The following is a 12,673-nucleotide window of genomic DNA, read 5'->3' as shown; positions in this document are numbered from 1 at the left end:
GATAACAAGTCAGCTGGCAGGTTGCAGCTCACAATCATTCACGACAATTTTATCGTTACGTTCGATAAATGCGCCGTTTCCTTTGGACCAGAACACATAGGTGTTATCGCTGTAGCGTGCGCCGGACGCGGATACCGTCTGCTTCAGCGTCAGAGGCTGCCCATCCATGATGAAACTGACCTGCTGCTGCGCCTCGTCCAGCGTCACGGTCAGGGGCATGGTTCCGCAGCGATAGTGCAGGGTCTGCGGCGACGGCGGCTGTTTATGCATCAGGCTACAGCCTGACAGCAGTAGCACCGCGGCAACGGTTAATCCTTTCAACATAAGCGGGTCTCCTTCACGAGTGAAGCTGGCATTATAAGAAGGATTGCGCGCGAAGTAAGTGGGAATCCACGCCAATCTGGCAGATGCTGTCAGTCAGGCTGAATTATTGCGCCTTTTCAGACGGTTGTCTGAAGGCACAGGCCGCGTTCTCAGGCTACGCTCTATAGATCTTAAGCGAGGAAGACAAACATGAAATTTGATAACGAAGATGCATTTAAGCTGGCAGTGGCGTTTATGAACCACAAAGAGAATGCCACCATCGCCAGCAGCTACTTTAAAACCTTTATCGACACCTACCAGAAATTTGACCGCTGGCTGAGCGCATCAGACCCGGTCAGCGCCATGAAAGCAGAAAAAGCGGCCGCCAAAGCGGGCGAAGACTCCATCCTCTGATCCGCTTCTCTACGGGTCCGATAGCCTTCAGGGTATCGGACCCGTGAATCCCGCCAGACATTCACCCACATGCTGACTATTTCCGCACCGCTATTCTGGCTTTTACGGAAATATCCGCTCTGGCTGCCGTGCTTATATCCCGCATCAGCATCGATCTTATTTTGATACAGCGCATCCTCTGCTGAAATGGCACAGAACGGCTGGGTACATTTGCAATAAATGCTATTTCACGCCGTCATCCCCCCTAATCAGCAACACACACTCCGGTTTTGTTTAAAAAACAGGCAGCGAGACGCGACAGGGCCAGCAAACCTGATAAAGCCGACTATGCTGTAAACGTTCGGATATACTTCATGGAGCAGAAAAAATGAAAATGAAATCCCTGTCAACCATTGCGTTGCTGGCTCTCTCTTTAGGTACGCTGGCAGGTTGTGCCTCAAACCAGTCGATTAAGACCACCGATGGCCGCACGATTGTCACCGATGGCAAACCGCAGATTGATTCAGATACTGGTCTGGTTTCTTACCGCGATGCTCAGACAGGAAAAACTGAGCAGATCAATCGTAATGAGATCAGTAATATGAGTGAACTCGACAACTAATATAAGGTGAATAAGATGAAAAAAGCGCTGATTTTACCTCTCGCCGCATTGATTGGTATGACCGTATTAACCGGCTGCACCCGTACCAGTTATGCGATTCAGACTAACGATGGACGCACCATTATTAGTGATGGCAAGCCTTCTGAATCGGATGCCGGCCTGCTGGCTTATACCGATGCAAATGGCGTGAAGCAGCAGATTAATAAAGCGGACGTTAAAGCGGTCTCTGAAGTACCGAAGAAATAATCCGATCGCTGTTGCCCGATGAATAAAGCCGCCCATGGGCGGCTTTATTTTTGCCTGCGCCTGGCACGAAGTGGCGCACAGGCCTGGTTTTATTCCCCGGTGGTTTATAAATCAGAAATATCCGCTACGGCGTGGCCATAATATGACAGGCAACCGTGCGGATAGTGGTGCAGATAATAATCTGATAACGAAATGCGCCGTTCCGCCCTTATCTGAATTTCCGGCAACTCCCAGCTTTTTTAACCAGCATAATAGCTCATCTTATTTCTCACAAAAAACCTCAGCCTGTTTTTATGCTTTGATATGAGTGGTTTACCGCCTCGATTAAAGGTTCACTTTATTTTCGGTAAATTTTAATCATAGCGCCCTGCTGTTTCCCACCTTTTAGTCCAGAGCGCCTTTAACTAGACTCTTTATATCGCTACTTAATCAGGAGGGTGCAGATGGTTTATCACGACAAAACAACGGGTCATATGATTCTTGGTGAAGCTGCAATTAATCTGGCTTTTGACGAACAGGAGATTACGCTGGTAGCACTGATTCGCCAGTTGAGCGAAATGGCCGAACAGGAGCGCAACGATGAGCGGGTCACGCAGATTGCCGATGCGCGCAACTGGCTCAAAGGTTTTATCGAATCCTCAACGCGCGACCGTGCCGAATTAAACTGGCTGGTCGAAACCGGGCAGGCACCGGTTTCCCTTAAAGATTATCGTTAGTTATGTGCGGGTCATTGCTGTTTATTTTGGGTGCCGGGCGCGCGCCTGGCCTCTCAGCCAGAGAAGCAGGGATAGCGTGGCAGTGGAATAGTGCATGTCGGCCAGAACGTGACCAGAACGTGAATTGCAACGCTCTGCACCCGGCTCCTGCGTCCGCCTGAAACGGCTTCCACACCCATTGATGAGTGCTATTGCTCTGCACTCATCGGCCTGCCATCTGGCCGTTAACCGGTCCTCGTCTGCTTCTCTCCGCCTGTCTTCACGGTCAGCGCGTCAGCGGCTCCCCGTTTTCAGTCACCTGCAGCGTTTTTGGATGTTTCGCTGTAGGGGTTTCAAACCCACCACGGGCAGCAAAAACAGAACAGCCAATGGCTGCCACGAGTGTCAGTAAGATTGAAGTTTTCACGAAACGCGCCTTAATTTTCTTCGCTACAGGATAAAGCGTGAAAGCCTGGCACATAATCAGATGAGGGGAAAGGAGAGTGCAGAATTTCTCTGTCTGGAAGCCCCGGTCCGGGAAGTCTGTTTACTGATTGAGCAGCCTTAGCAGGTTACCCCAGTACTTTCAATGCCAGCGCCAGCGTCTTTTCTTCGTTAGTCACATCGCTGACCTTACCTGCCACCCGCAATCCAAAAGCAATACAGAGAATTAAACCGGCTGCCGCCTCGCTGTCCAGCGTGTTATCGATAGATCCATCCTGTTGTCCCAGCTCCAGCAGCGAGACCAGGAAGCGTTGATTACGCTGAACGACCTCATCAATGCGCTGCGCGAGTGGCTGATCCATCGTCTGCAGCGCAATCGCGCTGGAGACGACCAGACAGCCGCAACGACCCTCGGTGGCACGTGCCGAATCCAGGTAGAATTGCAATAGCTCGGTTATTTTCCCCCGCCCGCTGGCACAGGGTGCCAGACGACGGTGCAACTCACTATTTCTCAGCAACAGATAGCGTTCGAATACCAGCAGGAAGAGCGAGCGCTTATCTTTAAACGCCTTATAGATGCTGCCTGCGGAGAGATGCATCGCCTCACCCAGATCGTTCATTGAGGCCGCGTGATAACCTTTTTGCCGGAAAACGATCATGGCGTGATCCAGAGCCTGTTCGATCCCGAACTCTCTGGGGCGTCCCCGCTCTTTGTTTTTATACGTTGTGGCTGTCGTGGTCATTGTTACCGGCCTGGGGAGGTGTGTTGCTGTCAAAATCAATGGCGATTCTATCCCAGGCGCGGGTAACAAGCCAGGCCGTCCGCCACCCGTCACGCGCAGACGGCCCGTTATTTCCCGGACGCATTAATATGATTCGCCGCTGTCTGACCAGCCGCCGTCTGGTCTGCGGTGCAAGCCGGACGCGGTTCATTCAGATAAGGATGTTGTCTCTGTGCGGCCTTTTTCCCGCTGCTGGCTGCGCTTCAGCGCGTTTATTTTTATCAGCCATAACGTAAATTGCTTAATAAGCAGGCTGGCGTGGTTTTCATTGTCAGCAAAACATAGAAAAAGTCGGGTTTTTATATTGCTGTTATCGTCGATCGCATAAATCTCATATTCGTCATGATGGCGGGATTTTATGATTGCTGTGAAATGTATTGCGGGCCAGAGCATCACTCTGGCTTCAAACTGCCTGAAATCCATTATATTTACCTGGTAATTTGCTTAAAATACCCGATGAAAAACTACTCAACGGGTCAGACAAAGCATAACTTCCTGCCACTTTAATCGCGTGATAAAAAAAGCTTTTAGCAGAGGCCGCGGCTTCAGCAGCAGAGGAACATCGGGTCAGCCTTCACTTAAGCGCAACCACAGGCAGATCGGTTATCCGGGTGGTATAGGCAGGCGACAGCATCTCGCGTTTCATCGACCAGGCTTTGTTGATCCCCTGCCCGGCAAACCACAACTTCCCGCTGCCGAGCTTGTTGACTGTGTCGATCAGCTTCATCAGCTCTTCGCTATTGCGGCGTGGCTGATGTTCGTCAAACAGATCAAACTGAGCCACGCCCTGGCTGAAAAAATCCCCCAGCACGATGCCCGCCTTCATATAGCGATGTCCCTCAATCCAGATGTTATCCAGGCACGCCATTGCAACTCTGATGATGTCGCGTGTGTCCTGTGTCGGAATCAGCAGTTGCTCCATCGACTGATTGCCATAAAAGGGTTCGTCAGTCGCATGCGGACTGGTGCGCACAAATACCCCTACCTGACGGCAATATTGATTCTCACGGCGCAGCTTCTCCGCCGCGCGCTCGGCATACGCGCAGACAGCCTCGCGCATCTGATCGTAGTCGGAGATACGGCTGCCAAACGAACGCGAACACATGATTTGCTGTTTTACCGGCGTCACTGACTCCAGCTCCAGACAGGATTCGCCACGCAGCTCTCTGACAGTGCGCTCCAGCACGACGCTGAACTGTTTGCGGATGGCCTCGGTGCTTTGATCGGCCAGATCTTTCGCCGTCATGACGCCCATGGCGTTGAGCCGTTTGCCGATCCGATGACCCACGCCCCAGACTTCCGCCACATCAATCAGCGCCAGCAGCTTTTTTTGTCGTTCAGGGTCCGACAGGTCGACAATGCCGCCGGTTTTGCTCCACTTTTTGGCCGCAAAATTCGCCAGCTTGGCCAGCGTTTTAGTCTGTGCAATGCCGACGCCCACGGTCAGATGGGTCTCTTTGCCTATTCGTTCTCTGACCTGGCGACCAAAGGTCTCCAGCGCCATACAGTTCTGCACGCCGGTGAGATCCATAAACGCCTCGTCGATCGAGTAGATCTCCACCGACGGCGCCATCTCTTCCAGTATGGTCATCACCCGATGGCTCATGTCGGCGTAGAGCGCATAATTTGAGCTGAAGACCTGCACCGCGTGACGCGTTAGTTCTTCACGCATCTTAAAATAGGGCGCGCCCATTTTGATGCCGACTTTCTTTGCCTCGGCGCTGCGCGCAATCACGCAGCCGTCGTTGTTCGACAGCACTACTACCGGTTTACCTTTAAGATCAGGCCGGAAAACGGTCTCACACGACGCGTAAAAGCTGTTTACGTCGACCAGCGCGAACATGGTCAGTGGGTCGCTTTAATAACAAAGGTCACAACGCCAAACACCTCCAGCGCATCTTCGGTCTGGATAGCGATCGGTTTAAATTTGGTATTCATCGGCATCAGTTGCAGGCAGGGATGAAGCTGGAGACGTTTAACGGTGAATTCACCTTCGACCGCGGCGACCACAATATCGCCGTGTGAGGCGGTGAGTGAACTGTCGACCACCAGCATGTCACCATCATTGATGCCCGCCTCAATCATTGACTCGCCGCTGACCCGGACAAAATAGGTGGCGCTGGGGTGCTGGACCATCAGCGCATTGAGATCAATACGTTGTTCGACATAATCCTGCGCCGGGGATGGAAACCCGCACGGCACACGTTCGATATATAGCGGTAAAGGCATAACGGCACGAATGTCCGCAGGTTTAATGAATTCCATAATTTCGCTCCTTTTTCAGATTACTGTATATAAACACAGTAATAGCTAATCCCCCTTTTAATCAAGTGACATGGAACATCTTTAAGCGAAAGGGTTGATGGTAATGCACTTTTTTTTAAACGTTTTTTCGCATTGCCGTCAGAGTAAGCGGAAACGGGTTACTTTCGCCGCATCGCCGGAATAGCGTCGATTTCTTCTTACAGTAAAGAATCTTATAAATTCACCGGCTGATTATTTTTACTTAAGGAAAATCTGACAACGCTTCTCTGGCATTCGGAGAGGTTTGAATATTACGGGCGGGCTGGTTATTCTGCTTTTTTAAGCATGGAGGGATTATGGCAGACGACGATCGAATCAAACATCTTGAAGAGGCAGTTGCGCATTTAAGGGTTGAGACTACGGTATTAAAAGCGATACTCGGTCAGCAAATTGCGCTGAATAATCTCAATTACAAAGGGAAGTTTGACGATGTACTGGCGGCGCTGGCGAAAGAGTATGCCGAACGCGGTCTGGAAGAGGGCAATAACCAGGCTATCCATGATGCCCTGCGTCAGTATATTAAATATGAGCCACCCGCAATGGAATAAGCGGATTTTCCGGCAGCGTCCGATTGCCGGACTTTACCGGCTCCTGAACGCTGCCACCGCCCTGTCCTGCACCGCCTCCGCAGCAGCCTCAGACGATACTGGTTAGTGTTTACACCTCGCTGTCACTCTCCAGCGCATCCTGAATCGCGTCGGCCAGATTAGCAACTTCATTCGCCACGGCCTGCAGATCCCAGGCGGTTTTTGAGCCGGTTGCAGAGGTGGAGGCGCTGACGGACTCCTTTGCCACTGACAGAGCAGCAGCCACGGCGACCGAACGTTTATGTTGTTCCTGAGTCATGCCCGCAGGCGGAATTGCGAAATAGTCGTGAACCATGATCATTTCCTTGTGATAAATAAGGGGTCAACCTTAGCCTTCTGCATCAGGCGTGGGAAGTGAATTATGCGGCATGGCCTGTCAGACGGCCAGGATTGCAGCAGCACAATCGCACCCGCCACTTTTCCAGCGCTGAAACCTGTACAACTTTGGCTGAAATCTGCGGAAAAAAGCGGTTTTAACGCATTGATGTGTCGTCAGCACAATCCCCAGCCTGCTGGTCTGAAAATCGCCACCCCTCTGAAAACCTCACCAACCCACTGTATTTATTCAATTAACCATCGAAAACCTCTTTTTTCACTTTAAACATGCTTTTTATATACACCACCGACCAGTTAAATTTTGTCAAATTTCATTGTACAACTTTGCGATTCTTGTATAACTTTGTCTCGTGATGTTAAATCACTTGTAACGAAAGGTGCTTTGCACCGCATCTGAAGGTGTTGTGGATTTCCACCTTCAGATGCATTTTTTTTTTGCGTCAGCCGGTAACCGGATCTGAATCGACGCGTTCTTCCCCCCATTTCTTATGAGGCCTGACATGCAAACAACGATGAATACAGAGTCTCAGATTTCTGATTACTTCATGAACTCTGGCACAGCGCTGACCACTGAAAAACAGGTTATCGCCGCAGTCCATGCCGAACTCGCCCATGCGAAAACCCATGTCTCCGATAAAGACATTGTGCTGGGCCTGATTCACCGCCTGGAGAGTGAGCGTGACGTGGTTAAGCAGGATATTTACCGTCAGGCGCTTGAACATGTTCTGCAGCGCGCTTCGGCGACCAGCGACAGCTAAAAATCTGTGTCTGTTATGAGGGAACGCGAATTAGCATGGATGCTTTTCCCGTCCGGAATCAGCCCCTGTTATGGGGCTTTTTTTATTCCTCCTGCTCTGAATCACTTGTCCCCTTCACACCGCTAAGATTGCCTGCCCCACCGGACCAGATATAGCTCCGGAAAACACCGTTTTCGCCATTTATTCAACCTGAAATTCCGGTTAATTGCTGTCGTTTCGCTTTATTTATCCGATATCTGTGTCCAGGCTTTTTCTGCATCCACTGCAAACACAGTCGAGGAAAATAATCATGTTTCATCATTCATCAAAACTTCAATTCCCGGTTCGTGTAGAGAAACCCGATCCAGAATTTGCCATGCTGCTCCAGCAGGCCATCGGCGGCGTCGAAGGTGAGATTCGTGTAGCGATGCAATACTTTTTCCAGGCGATGGGCGCGCGCGGTGATGTGCGGATTCGTGATCTGCTGATCTCGACCGCTACCGAAGAGCTGAGCCATATCGAAATGCTGGGCTACGCCGTGGCGCTTAACCTTGAAGGCGCCCCGCTCTCTTACCAGGAAGCGTCAGCGAAAGATCCGGTAGTTAATGCAATTCTGGGCGGAATGAACCCGCGCCATATCCTCTCTTCCGGTCTGGCAGCGATGCCGGTTAACGCCAACGGCATGCCTTTTGATATGAGTCATATCTACGCCTCCGGCAACGTGGCGGCCGATATGCTGGCTAACGTCACCGCAGAAGCCACGGGCCGCGTACTGGCGACCCGCCTCTATAACATGACGGAAGACAAGGGCATGAAGGACTTCCTCTCCTTCCTGATCGCCCGTGACACCATGCACCAGCAGCAGTGGCTGGCAGTGATCGAAGAGATGGGCGGACTGAACGCGTCGCTGCCGATCCCGAACAGCTTCCCGCAGGAGCATGAGGCGCAGGAGCACTCTTACTACTGTCTGAATACTTCGCTGGATAAACCGCTGCCGGAAGGTCGCTGGAGCAGTGGCCCGGCTTACGATGGCCATGGTCAGTTCAGCGCGAAACAGCAGCCAGAGATTCTGGGTGATGAGCCGCTGCTCGGCAATGCGCGTCCCGGTTCTGGTGCGCAGTCTGAGCAGATTGACGGCGTTACGTCACCGAAGCCTTAACTGACACAGGCGTGCCGGTCCGGGCCACACCGAACGGTGTGACCCGGACCGGTTGTTTTACGCTAACGGATTTTTATGGAGGAATATTCATGTCATCGACTCAACGCCCGCAACCCCCTTTTGCCGAACAGCAACAAACGCCGCCGGGTAAAACCGCTGCGATGCAGCCTCAGCCCGATCACGGCGAGCAGAGTTATCAGGGCTCCGGCCGCCTGGCGGGGAAAAAAGCCATTATTACCGGTGGCGATTCCGGCATTGGCCGGGCCGTCGCCATTGCCTTTGTCCGGGAAGGGGCCGATGTCCTGATCTCTTATCTTGATGAACATGAGGATGCGCAGGATACCGCCCGGCTGGTTGAAGAAGCGGGACAGAAAGCGGTTCTGGTGCCTGGCGATATTACTGAGGCGTCACACTGCAACGCCCTGGTCGATAAAGCCGTCGAAGCCTTTGGTGAGATTAATATTCTGGTGAACAACGCGGCGTATCAGATGACGCGCGAATCGCTGGATGAGATCAGCGACGAAGAGTTTGACCGGACCATGAAGACCAACCTTTACGCGATGTTTTACATCACTAAAGCGGCAACACGGCATATGCCTGCTGGTGGATCGATCATTAATACGGCCTCGATCAATGCTGACCAGCCGAAACCGAAGCTGCTCGCCTACTCCGCCACCAAAGCCGCCATTATTAATTTCTCTGGCGGCCTGGCAGCCTTACTGGCTGAAAAAGGTATCCGTGCCAATGCGGTCGCGCCCGGCCCTATCTGGACGCCACTAATCCCGTCGACCATGCCGGTTGAACAGGTGAAGAACTTTGGCAGCGAAGTGCCGCTGCAGCGTGCCGGTCAGCCTGCAGAACTGGCTGCAACCTATGTGATGCTGGCCAGTGATGAAGCCAGCTACATTTCAGGAGCGACCATCGCCGTGACGGGCGGTGTGGCCATTATTTAACGTTCGCCGATTCCCTGGTCGCTTCGGCCAGGGGATTAGCTATCAGCTTCTGCGTTATCCCCCACTGGTAGAGTTGTTCCCGCGCCAGATTCTTCATTTTCACTTCGCACATGATATCGAAATCCTGAAACGACAGTGCCCACGTATTCAGCGTCGGATTAAAGAAGTAATCAGAGTGCGCCCGCAGCTTGCTTTTGCTCACGCCCAGCTGCTGCTGATCGGGCCAGCCCTCCTGCGGAATCATCCCCTCCTGCGAAATCGAATAGTGCAGTACCGGCCGCACGCCGCGCCACGAATCGATCACTCTGGCAACACGCGCGTCATCCGGCTGAATAAACTCACTCTCTTTTACCCAGTGATGGTGAATATCCAGCACCACCGGACAGAGTGGCGCTGCCTGCAGCACGTCATCCAGCGAGCAGGAGATCTCATCATTCTCCACCGTCAGCATCCGCCGCGCTTCCGGGCTGAGCTGATTAAACGACCGTTTGAAGCCGTCGAATCCCGCCTTGCCGTTCATATGAATGTTGATTTTAAAATCCTGGAAGGTCTTGCCATATCCCATCAGACAGGCGCAGAGCGTGTGATACTCCACATCCTCCAGCGCGCGCACCACCACATCGGGATTATCGGAGGCGAGCACGGTATATTGTCCTGGATGGAATGAGAGACGGATGTGATGCGCCCGCGCCAGCTCGCCACAGCGGGCAAAGAGCGGATAGAGTTCAGGCAGAAATTCGGTGAACAGTGGCGTGGCCTCGGGAACCGTATAGAGCGGTAACAGATCGCTGCCAATACGCATCATCCTGAGTGGCTCAGGTAAGGTGGCCAGATGCTCAAGCGTCAGGTAGAGATTGTTGAGGTTGGTGACGGTAATCTCATAGATCAGCTGATTGCGTTCATCGTGCGATAAACTCAGAAACCGTTTACGGGTGGTGGCGCGAAGCGGGAAAAACTGTTTGCCATCGCTGTTGAGATACTTACATGCAAAGCCTAATTTCATGTCTGCTCCTGATTTATGCTTATCAGAAGTGTAACAGGCCCCTGGCGACCAGCCAGTCGCGGGCCGCAGACTCAGGCTGAATAATTACAGGGAGACTCACTATGCAGGGCCATGAGATCCAGCGCATCGCCATTGAAGCGGCTGAGCGGCTGCCCGCCGCTGAATGCAGCTATCCATTCGGGCCGGAACATCAGGTCTATAAAGTGTGTGGAAAAGTGTTTTTACTGCTGACCGAACTGCGGGGTGTGCCGATTATCACCCTGAAATGCGAGCCGCAGCAGGCGGAGCTGCACCGGGTGATCTATCCCTCGATCACCGCCGGTTATCATATGAATAAACGTCACTGGATCACGGTCTATCCCGGTGACGACCTCTCGCCTGGCTTGATTCAGCAGCTGGTTGAGGATTCGTATCAGCGTGTGGTTAAAGGTATACCCGCCTCGCGCCGCCCGGCCTGGGTGGGATAAAACCCGTAGAGGGGATGCGTGTGCACCGGAAAGAAAGTTTGCTTGATAGCAGGCAAGATAAATAGCAGGGCCAGCATTGTTCTGGCACCTGCCGTCATCTCTCAATCAAAGAGAGATCTGGGGATTTTCAACGCCACAGGCACGGGCATAGCGGGCGAGTGTTTCAACTGTGGCTTTATCTGCGCGACGCTCGGTGCGTGACACTGCCGACGGGCTGACACCGAGCGCCTCCGCGACCTGAGCGCTGGTCATTCCGGCGCTTTCCCGCCATTTGGCTAACTGCTCGCGCAGGTGCTCTGCCCGAACTTCTGCCTCGTAATGTTCGCGAACAGCCGGATCAGATAAAATTTCTTTGCGGGCCGTCGTCCACGCAACTGATTTCTTACTCATCGTTTAACATCTCCTCTAAACGGTGCGCCGCTGCCGTCATGACTGCTGCTGGCGTTTTCTTTGTCTCTTTCACAAAAGCTTTCAGGATAAAAATACGTCTGCCTTTCTGGTAAACATACACCGCTCGCCCAATCTCATTGGCCTTCGCCCTGAGCTCAAAAAAACCCGACCCTAACGGTTTGGTATCCGGCTCTCTCAAATCAGTTCCACGGGCAGCCAGTTTATCTATTTGCCGGGCCAGCTTAGCCCGGAGCATCTCTGGCATTGCCTTAATTTCAGTGAGCGCGTCCTTGTGTATCGTTATCTCAAACATAGATCCTCCGTTGGAGTTAAGTTAACTCATGAGTTAACTTAACTCAAGGATCTATATTTCCTCAAACGGGGGAAATGAATCCAGTCGCTATCCTTGCGAAACAGCTCTGATCCGCGGAGCATCTGACACCGGCCCGGCACTCAGTGGTGCAGCATCTCCTCCACGACCTGTGAGTTCATCATCTGGTAAGGATAATAGGTCGGCCAGTTATCCATCTCCGCCAGCAGGGCTTGCTGAGAATCGTTGCCCATAAAGATATGGAAATGGGCAGATTTACGCGGCCCGATGGTGTGGTCGCTGAACTGCACATATTTCGGCGCTTTGCTGCCCGCGTCCTGGCATTCAAACAGGTAGCGCACCCCTTTTTTACCTGAGGCATAGGTCAGGATTTTGTGGCCCGCATACCGGTAGTGGCAGGCGCTGACCTGGTCGCCGATGTGGAACTCCATCACGCCATTTTCAATACCGATGGTATCGACGTCGGTGGCGTAGCCTTTGCGGTAATACGCTTTATACTCCTCTGCCGTTTTGCTGTGATCCTGCTGCGCTTTCTTCTGCCAGACCGGGTCCAGTTCGCCGCTTTGCAGCAGCGGATAAACCGACTGCCACAGGCCATCCCAGTCAGCGAGCGGACGATCTTTCACATCGCTGTCAGCAAAAACCCCTTCTGCCGCTTTCTGCTCCAGGGCTGACAGCGGTTTTCCATGTGCATGCGTGCCGTGTGCCAGCGACGGCTGGCTGACTAACAGTGCGCCCAGTAGCCCAATCCATTTACCTGCATGATTCATCAAAGTCTGATACCCCGGTCAACGTTACAAAATGAAATGTTATGATATAACATTTCTAACTTCAACCAAAAGCAGCAAACGCCAGCATTAATTTTATTAATCGGTTAATGCCCTGCATCAGGCAATGAACGCCTCCAGCGGCGGCAGGTTC

Annotated in this window: 19 protein-coding genes; 9 read left to right on the top strand and 10 right to left on the bottom strand. The window is 52.5% G+C overall.

Features of this window, described 5'->3' with window-relative positions; all coding sequences use genetic code 11:
- Positions 1 to 9: 9 nt before the first annotated feature.
- Positions 10 to 324: an MliC family protein gene (locus PAG01S_RS02470; protein WP_010245432.1), complete on the bottom strand. Its 315-nt coding sequence runs from the start codon at positions 322 to 324 to the stop codon at positions 10 to 12.
- A gap of 189 nt (positions 325 to 513) precedes the next feature.
- Here PAG01S_RS02470 and PAG01S_RS02465 point away from each other — a divergent pair, with 189 nt between their 5' ends.
- The 4 genes from PAG01S_RS02465 to PAG01S_RS02450 all read left to right on the top strand — a co-directional run bounded on the left by PAG01S_RS02465 (position 514) and on the right by PAG01S_RS02450 (position 2,280).
- On the top strand, positions 514 to 717 hold the full coding sequence (locus PAG01S_RS02465) for a hypothetical protein (RefSeq protein ID WP_003848989.1): 204 nt from the start codon (positions 514 to 516) through the stop codon (positions 715 to 717).
- A 367-nt stretch (positions 718 to 1,084) separates the two neighbouring features.
- A complete protein-coding gene (locus PAG01S_RS02460) occupies positions 1,085 to 1,318 on the top strand; it encodes a YgdI/YgdR family lipoprotein (RefSeq protein ID WP_062757565.1) in 234 nt (77 codons plus the stop codon).
- A gap of 15 nt (positions 1,319 to 1,333) precedes the next feature.
- Positions 1,334 to 1,564 (top strand): YgdI/YgdR family lipoprotein, encoded by a 231-nt coding sequence (locus PAG01S_RS02455; RefSeq protein WP_010245445.1) that lies wholly within the window; start codon positions 1,334 to 1,336, stop codon positions 1,562 to 1,564.
- A gap of 443 nt (positions 1,565 to 2,007) precedes the next feature.
- The gene (locus PAG01S_RS02450) at positions 2,008 to 2,280 is read left to right on the top strand and encodes a hypothetical protein (RefSeq protein WP_010670065.1); all 273 of its coding nucleotides are present in this window, start codon (positions 2,008 to 2,010) and stop codon (positions 2,278 to 2,280) included.
- 551 nt (positions 2,281 to 2,831) lie between these two features.
- Here the strand turns inward: PAG01S_RS02450 and PAG01S_RS02440 are convergent.
- The 4 genes from PAG01S_RS02440 to umuD all read right to left on the bottom strand — a co-directional run bounded on the left by PAG01S_RS02440 (position 2,832) and on the right by umuD (position 5,750).
- A complete protein-coding gene (locus tag PAG01S_RS02440) occupies positions 2,832 to 3,446 on the bottom strand; it encodes a TetR/AcrR family transcriptional regulator (RefSeq protein WP_033771678.1) in 615 nt (204 codons plus the stop codon).
- 186 nt (positions 3,447 to 3,632) lie between these two features.
- Positions 3,633 to 3,908: a hypothetical protein gene (locus PAG01S_RS02435; RefSeq protein ID WP_033767133.1), complete on the bottom strand. Its 276-nt coding sequence runs from the start codon at positions 3,906 to 3,908 to the stop codon at positions 3,633 to 3,635.
- Between the two features lie 151 nt (positions 3,909 to 4,059).
- Positions 4,060 to 5,328 (bottom strand): translesion error-prone DNA polymerase V subunit UmuC, encoded by a 1,269-nt coding sequence (umuC, locus tag PAG01S_RS02430; protein ID WP_010245457.1) that lies wholly within the window; start codon positions 5,326 to 5,328, stop codon positions 4,060 to 4,062.
- 2 nt (positions 5,329 to 5,330) lie between these two features.
- On the bottom strand, positions 5,331 to 5,750 hold the full coding sequence (gene umuD / locus PAG01S_RS02425; protein ID WP_010245460.1) for a translesion error-prone DNA polymerase V autoproteolytic subunit: 420 nt from the start codon (positions 5,748 to 5,750) through the stop codon (positions 5,331 to 5,333).
- 335 nt (positions 5,751 to 6,085) lie between these two features.
- Here umuD and PAG01S_RS02420 point away from each other — a divergent pair, with 335 nt between their 5' ends.
- On the top strand, positions 6,086 to 6,337 hold the full coding sequence (locus tag PAG01S_RS02420) for a hypothetical protein (protein WP_062757563.1): 252 nt from the start codon (positions 6,086 to 6,088) through the stop codon (positions 6,335 to 6,337).
- Positions 6,338 to 6,446: 109 nt separating this feature from the next.
- Here PAG01S_RS02420 and PAG01S_RS02415 read toward each other — a convergent pair whose 3' ends face one another.
- Entirely contained in the window at positions 6,447 to 6,671 is a 225-nt protein-coding gene (locus PAG01S_RS02415; protein ID WP_010245468.1) for a hypothetical protein, read from the bottom strand.
- Positions 6,672 to 7,212: 541 nt separating this feature from the next.
- On the opposite strand from PAG01S_RS02415, the gene PAG01S_RS02410 reads away from it, so the two are divergent.
- From PAG01S_RS02410 to PAG01S_RS02400, 3 genes are all read left to right on the top strand, one after another.
- Positions 7,213 to 7,470, top strand: a complete 258-nt coding sequence (locus tag PAG01S_RS02410; protein WP_022625723.1) for a biofilm development regulator YmgB/AriR family protein — start codon at positions 7,213 to 7,215, stop codon at positions 7,468 to 7,470.
- A gap of 289 nt (positions 7,471 to 7,759) precedes the next feature.
- Complete coding sequence (locus PAG01S_RS02405; protein WP_052271713.1) at positions 7,760 to 8,608, top strand: manganese catalase family protein; 849 nt, start codon at positions 7,760 to 7,762, stop codon at positions 8,606 to 8,608.
- Positions 8,609 to 8,697: 89 nt separating this feature from the next.
- Entirely contained in the window at positions 8,698 to 9,561 is an 864-nt protein-coding gene (locus PAG01S_RS02400) for a glucose 1-dehydrogenase (RefSeq protein ID WP_062757561.1), read from the top strand.
- Here PAG01S_RS02400 and PAG01S_RS02395 read toward each other — a convergent pair.
- The gene (locus tag PAG01S_RS02395) at positions 9,554 to 10,564 is read right to left on the bottom strand and encodes a UV damage endonuclease UvsE (protein ID WP_062757559.1); all 1,011 of its coding nucleotides are present in this window, start codon (positions 10,562 to 10,564) and stop codon (positions 9,554 to 9,556) included. The genes PAG01S_RS02400 and PAG01S_RS02395 overlap by 8 nt on opposite strands.
- A 101-nt stretch (positions 10,565 to 10,665) precedes the next feature.
- On the opposite strand from PAG01S_RS02395, the gene PAG01S_RS02390 reads away from it, so the two are divergent.
- On the top strand, positions 10,666 to 11,031 hold the full coding sequence (locus PAG01S_RS02390) for an MmcQ/YjbR family DNA-binding protein (RefSeq protein WP_031591491.1): 366 nt from the start codon (positions 10,666 to 10,668) through the stop codon (positions 11,029 to 11,031).
- 105 nt (positions 11,032 to 11,136) lie between these two features.
- On the opposite strand, the gene PAG01S_RS02385 is transcribed toward PAG01S_RS02390, so the two are convergent.
- From PAG01S_RS02385 to zinT, 3 genes are all read right to left on the bottom strand, one after another.
- On the bottom strand, positions 11,137 to 11,421 hold the full coding sequence (locus PAG01S_RS02385; protein ID WP_010245485.1) for a helix-turn-helix domain-containing protein: 285 nt from the start codon (positions 11,419 to 11,421) through the stop codon (positions 11,137 to 11,139).
- Positions 11,414 to 11,734 (bottom strand): type II toxin-antitoxin system RelE/ParE family toxin, encoded by a 321-nt coding sequence (locus tag PAG01S_RS02380; RefSeq protein WP_010245489.1) that lies wholly within the window; start codon positions 11,732 to 11,734, stop codon positions 11,414 to 11,416. Before PAG01S_RS02380 ends, PAG01S_RS02385 begins: the two co-directional genes overlap by 8 nt.
- 140 nt (positions 11,735 to 11,874) lie before the next feature.
- The gene (zinT, locus tag PAG01S_RS02375) at positions 11,875 to 12,522 is read right to left on the bottom strand and encodes a metal-binding protein ZinT (RefSeq protein ID WP_010245496.1); all 648 of its coding nucleotides are present in this window, start codon (positions 12,520 to 12,522) and stop codon (positions 11,875 to 11,877) included.
- Between the last annotated feature and the right edge of the window lie 151 nt (positions 12,523 to 12,673).

It is taken from the genome of Pantoea agglomerans NBRC 102470 (genome assembly GCF_001598475.1).
In the GTDB taxonomy this organism is placed as follows: domain Bacteria; phylum Pseudomonadota; class Gammaproteobacteria; order Enterobacterales; family Enterobacteriaceae; genus Pantoea; species Pantoea agglomerans.
The sequence above is the reverse complement of the archived record's forward strand: the minus strand, read 5'-3'. Positions and strand labels throughout refer to the sequence as shown.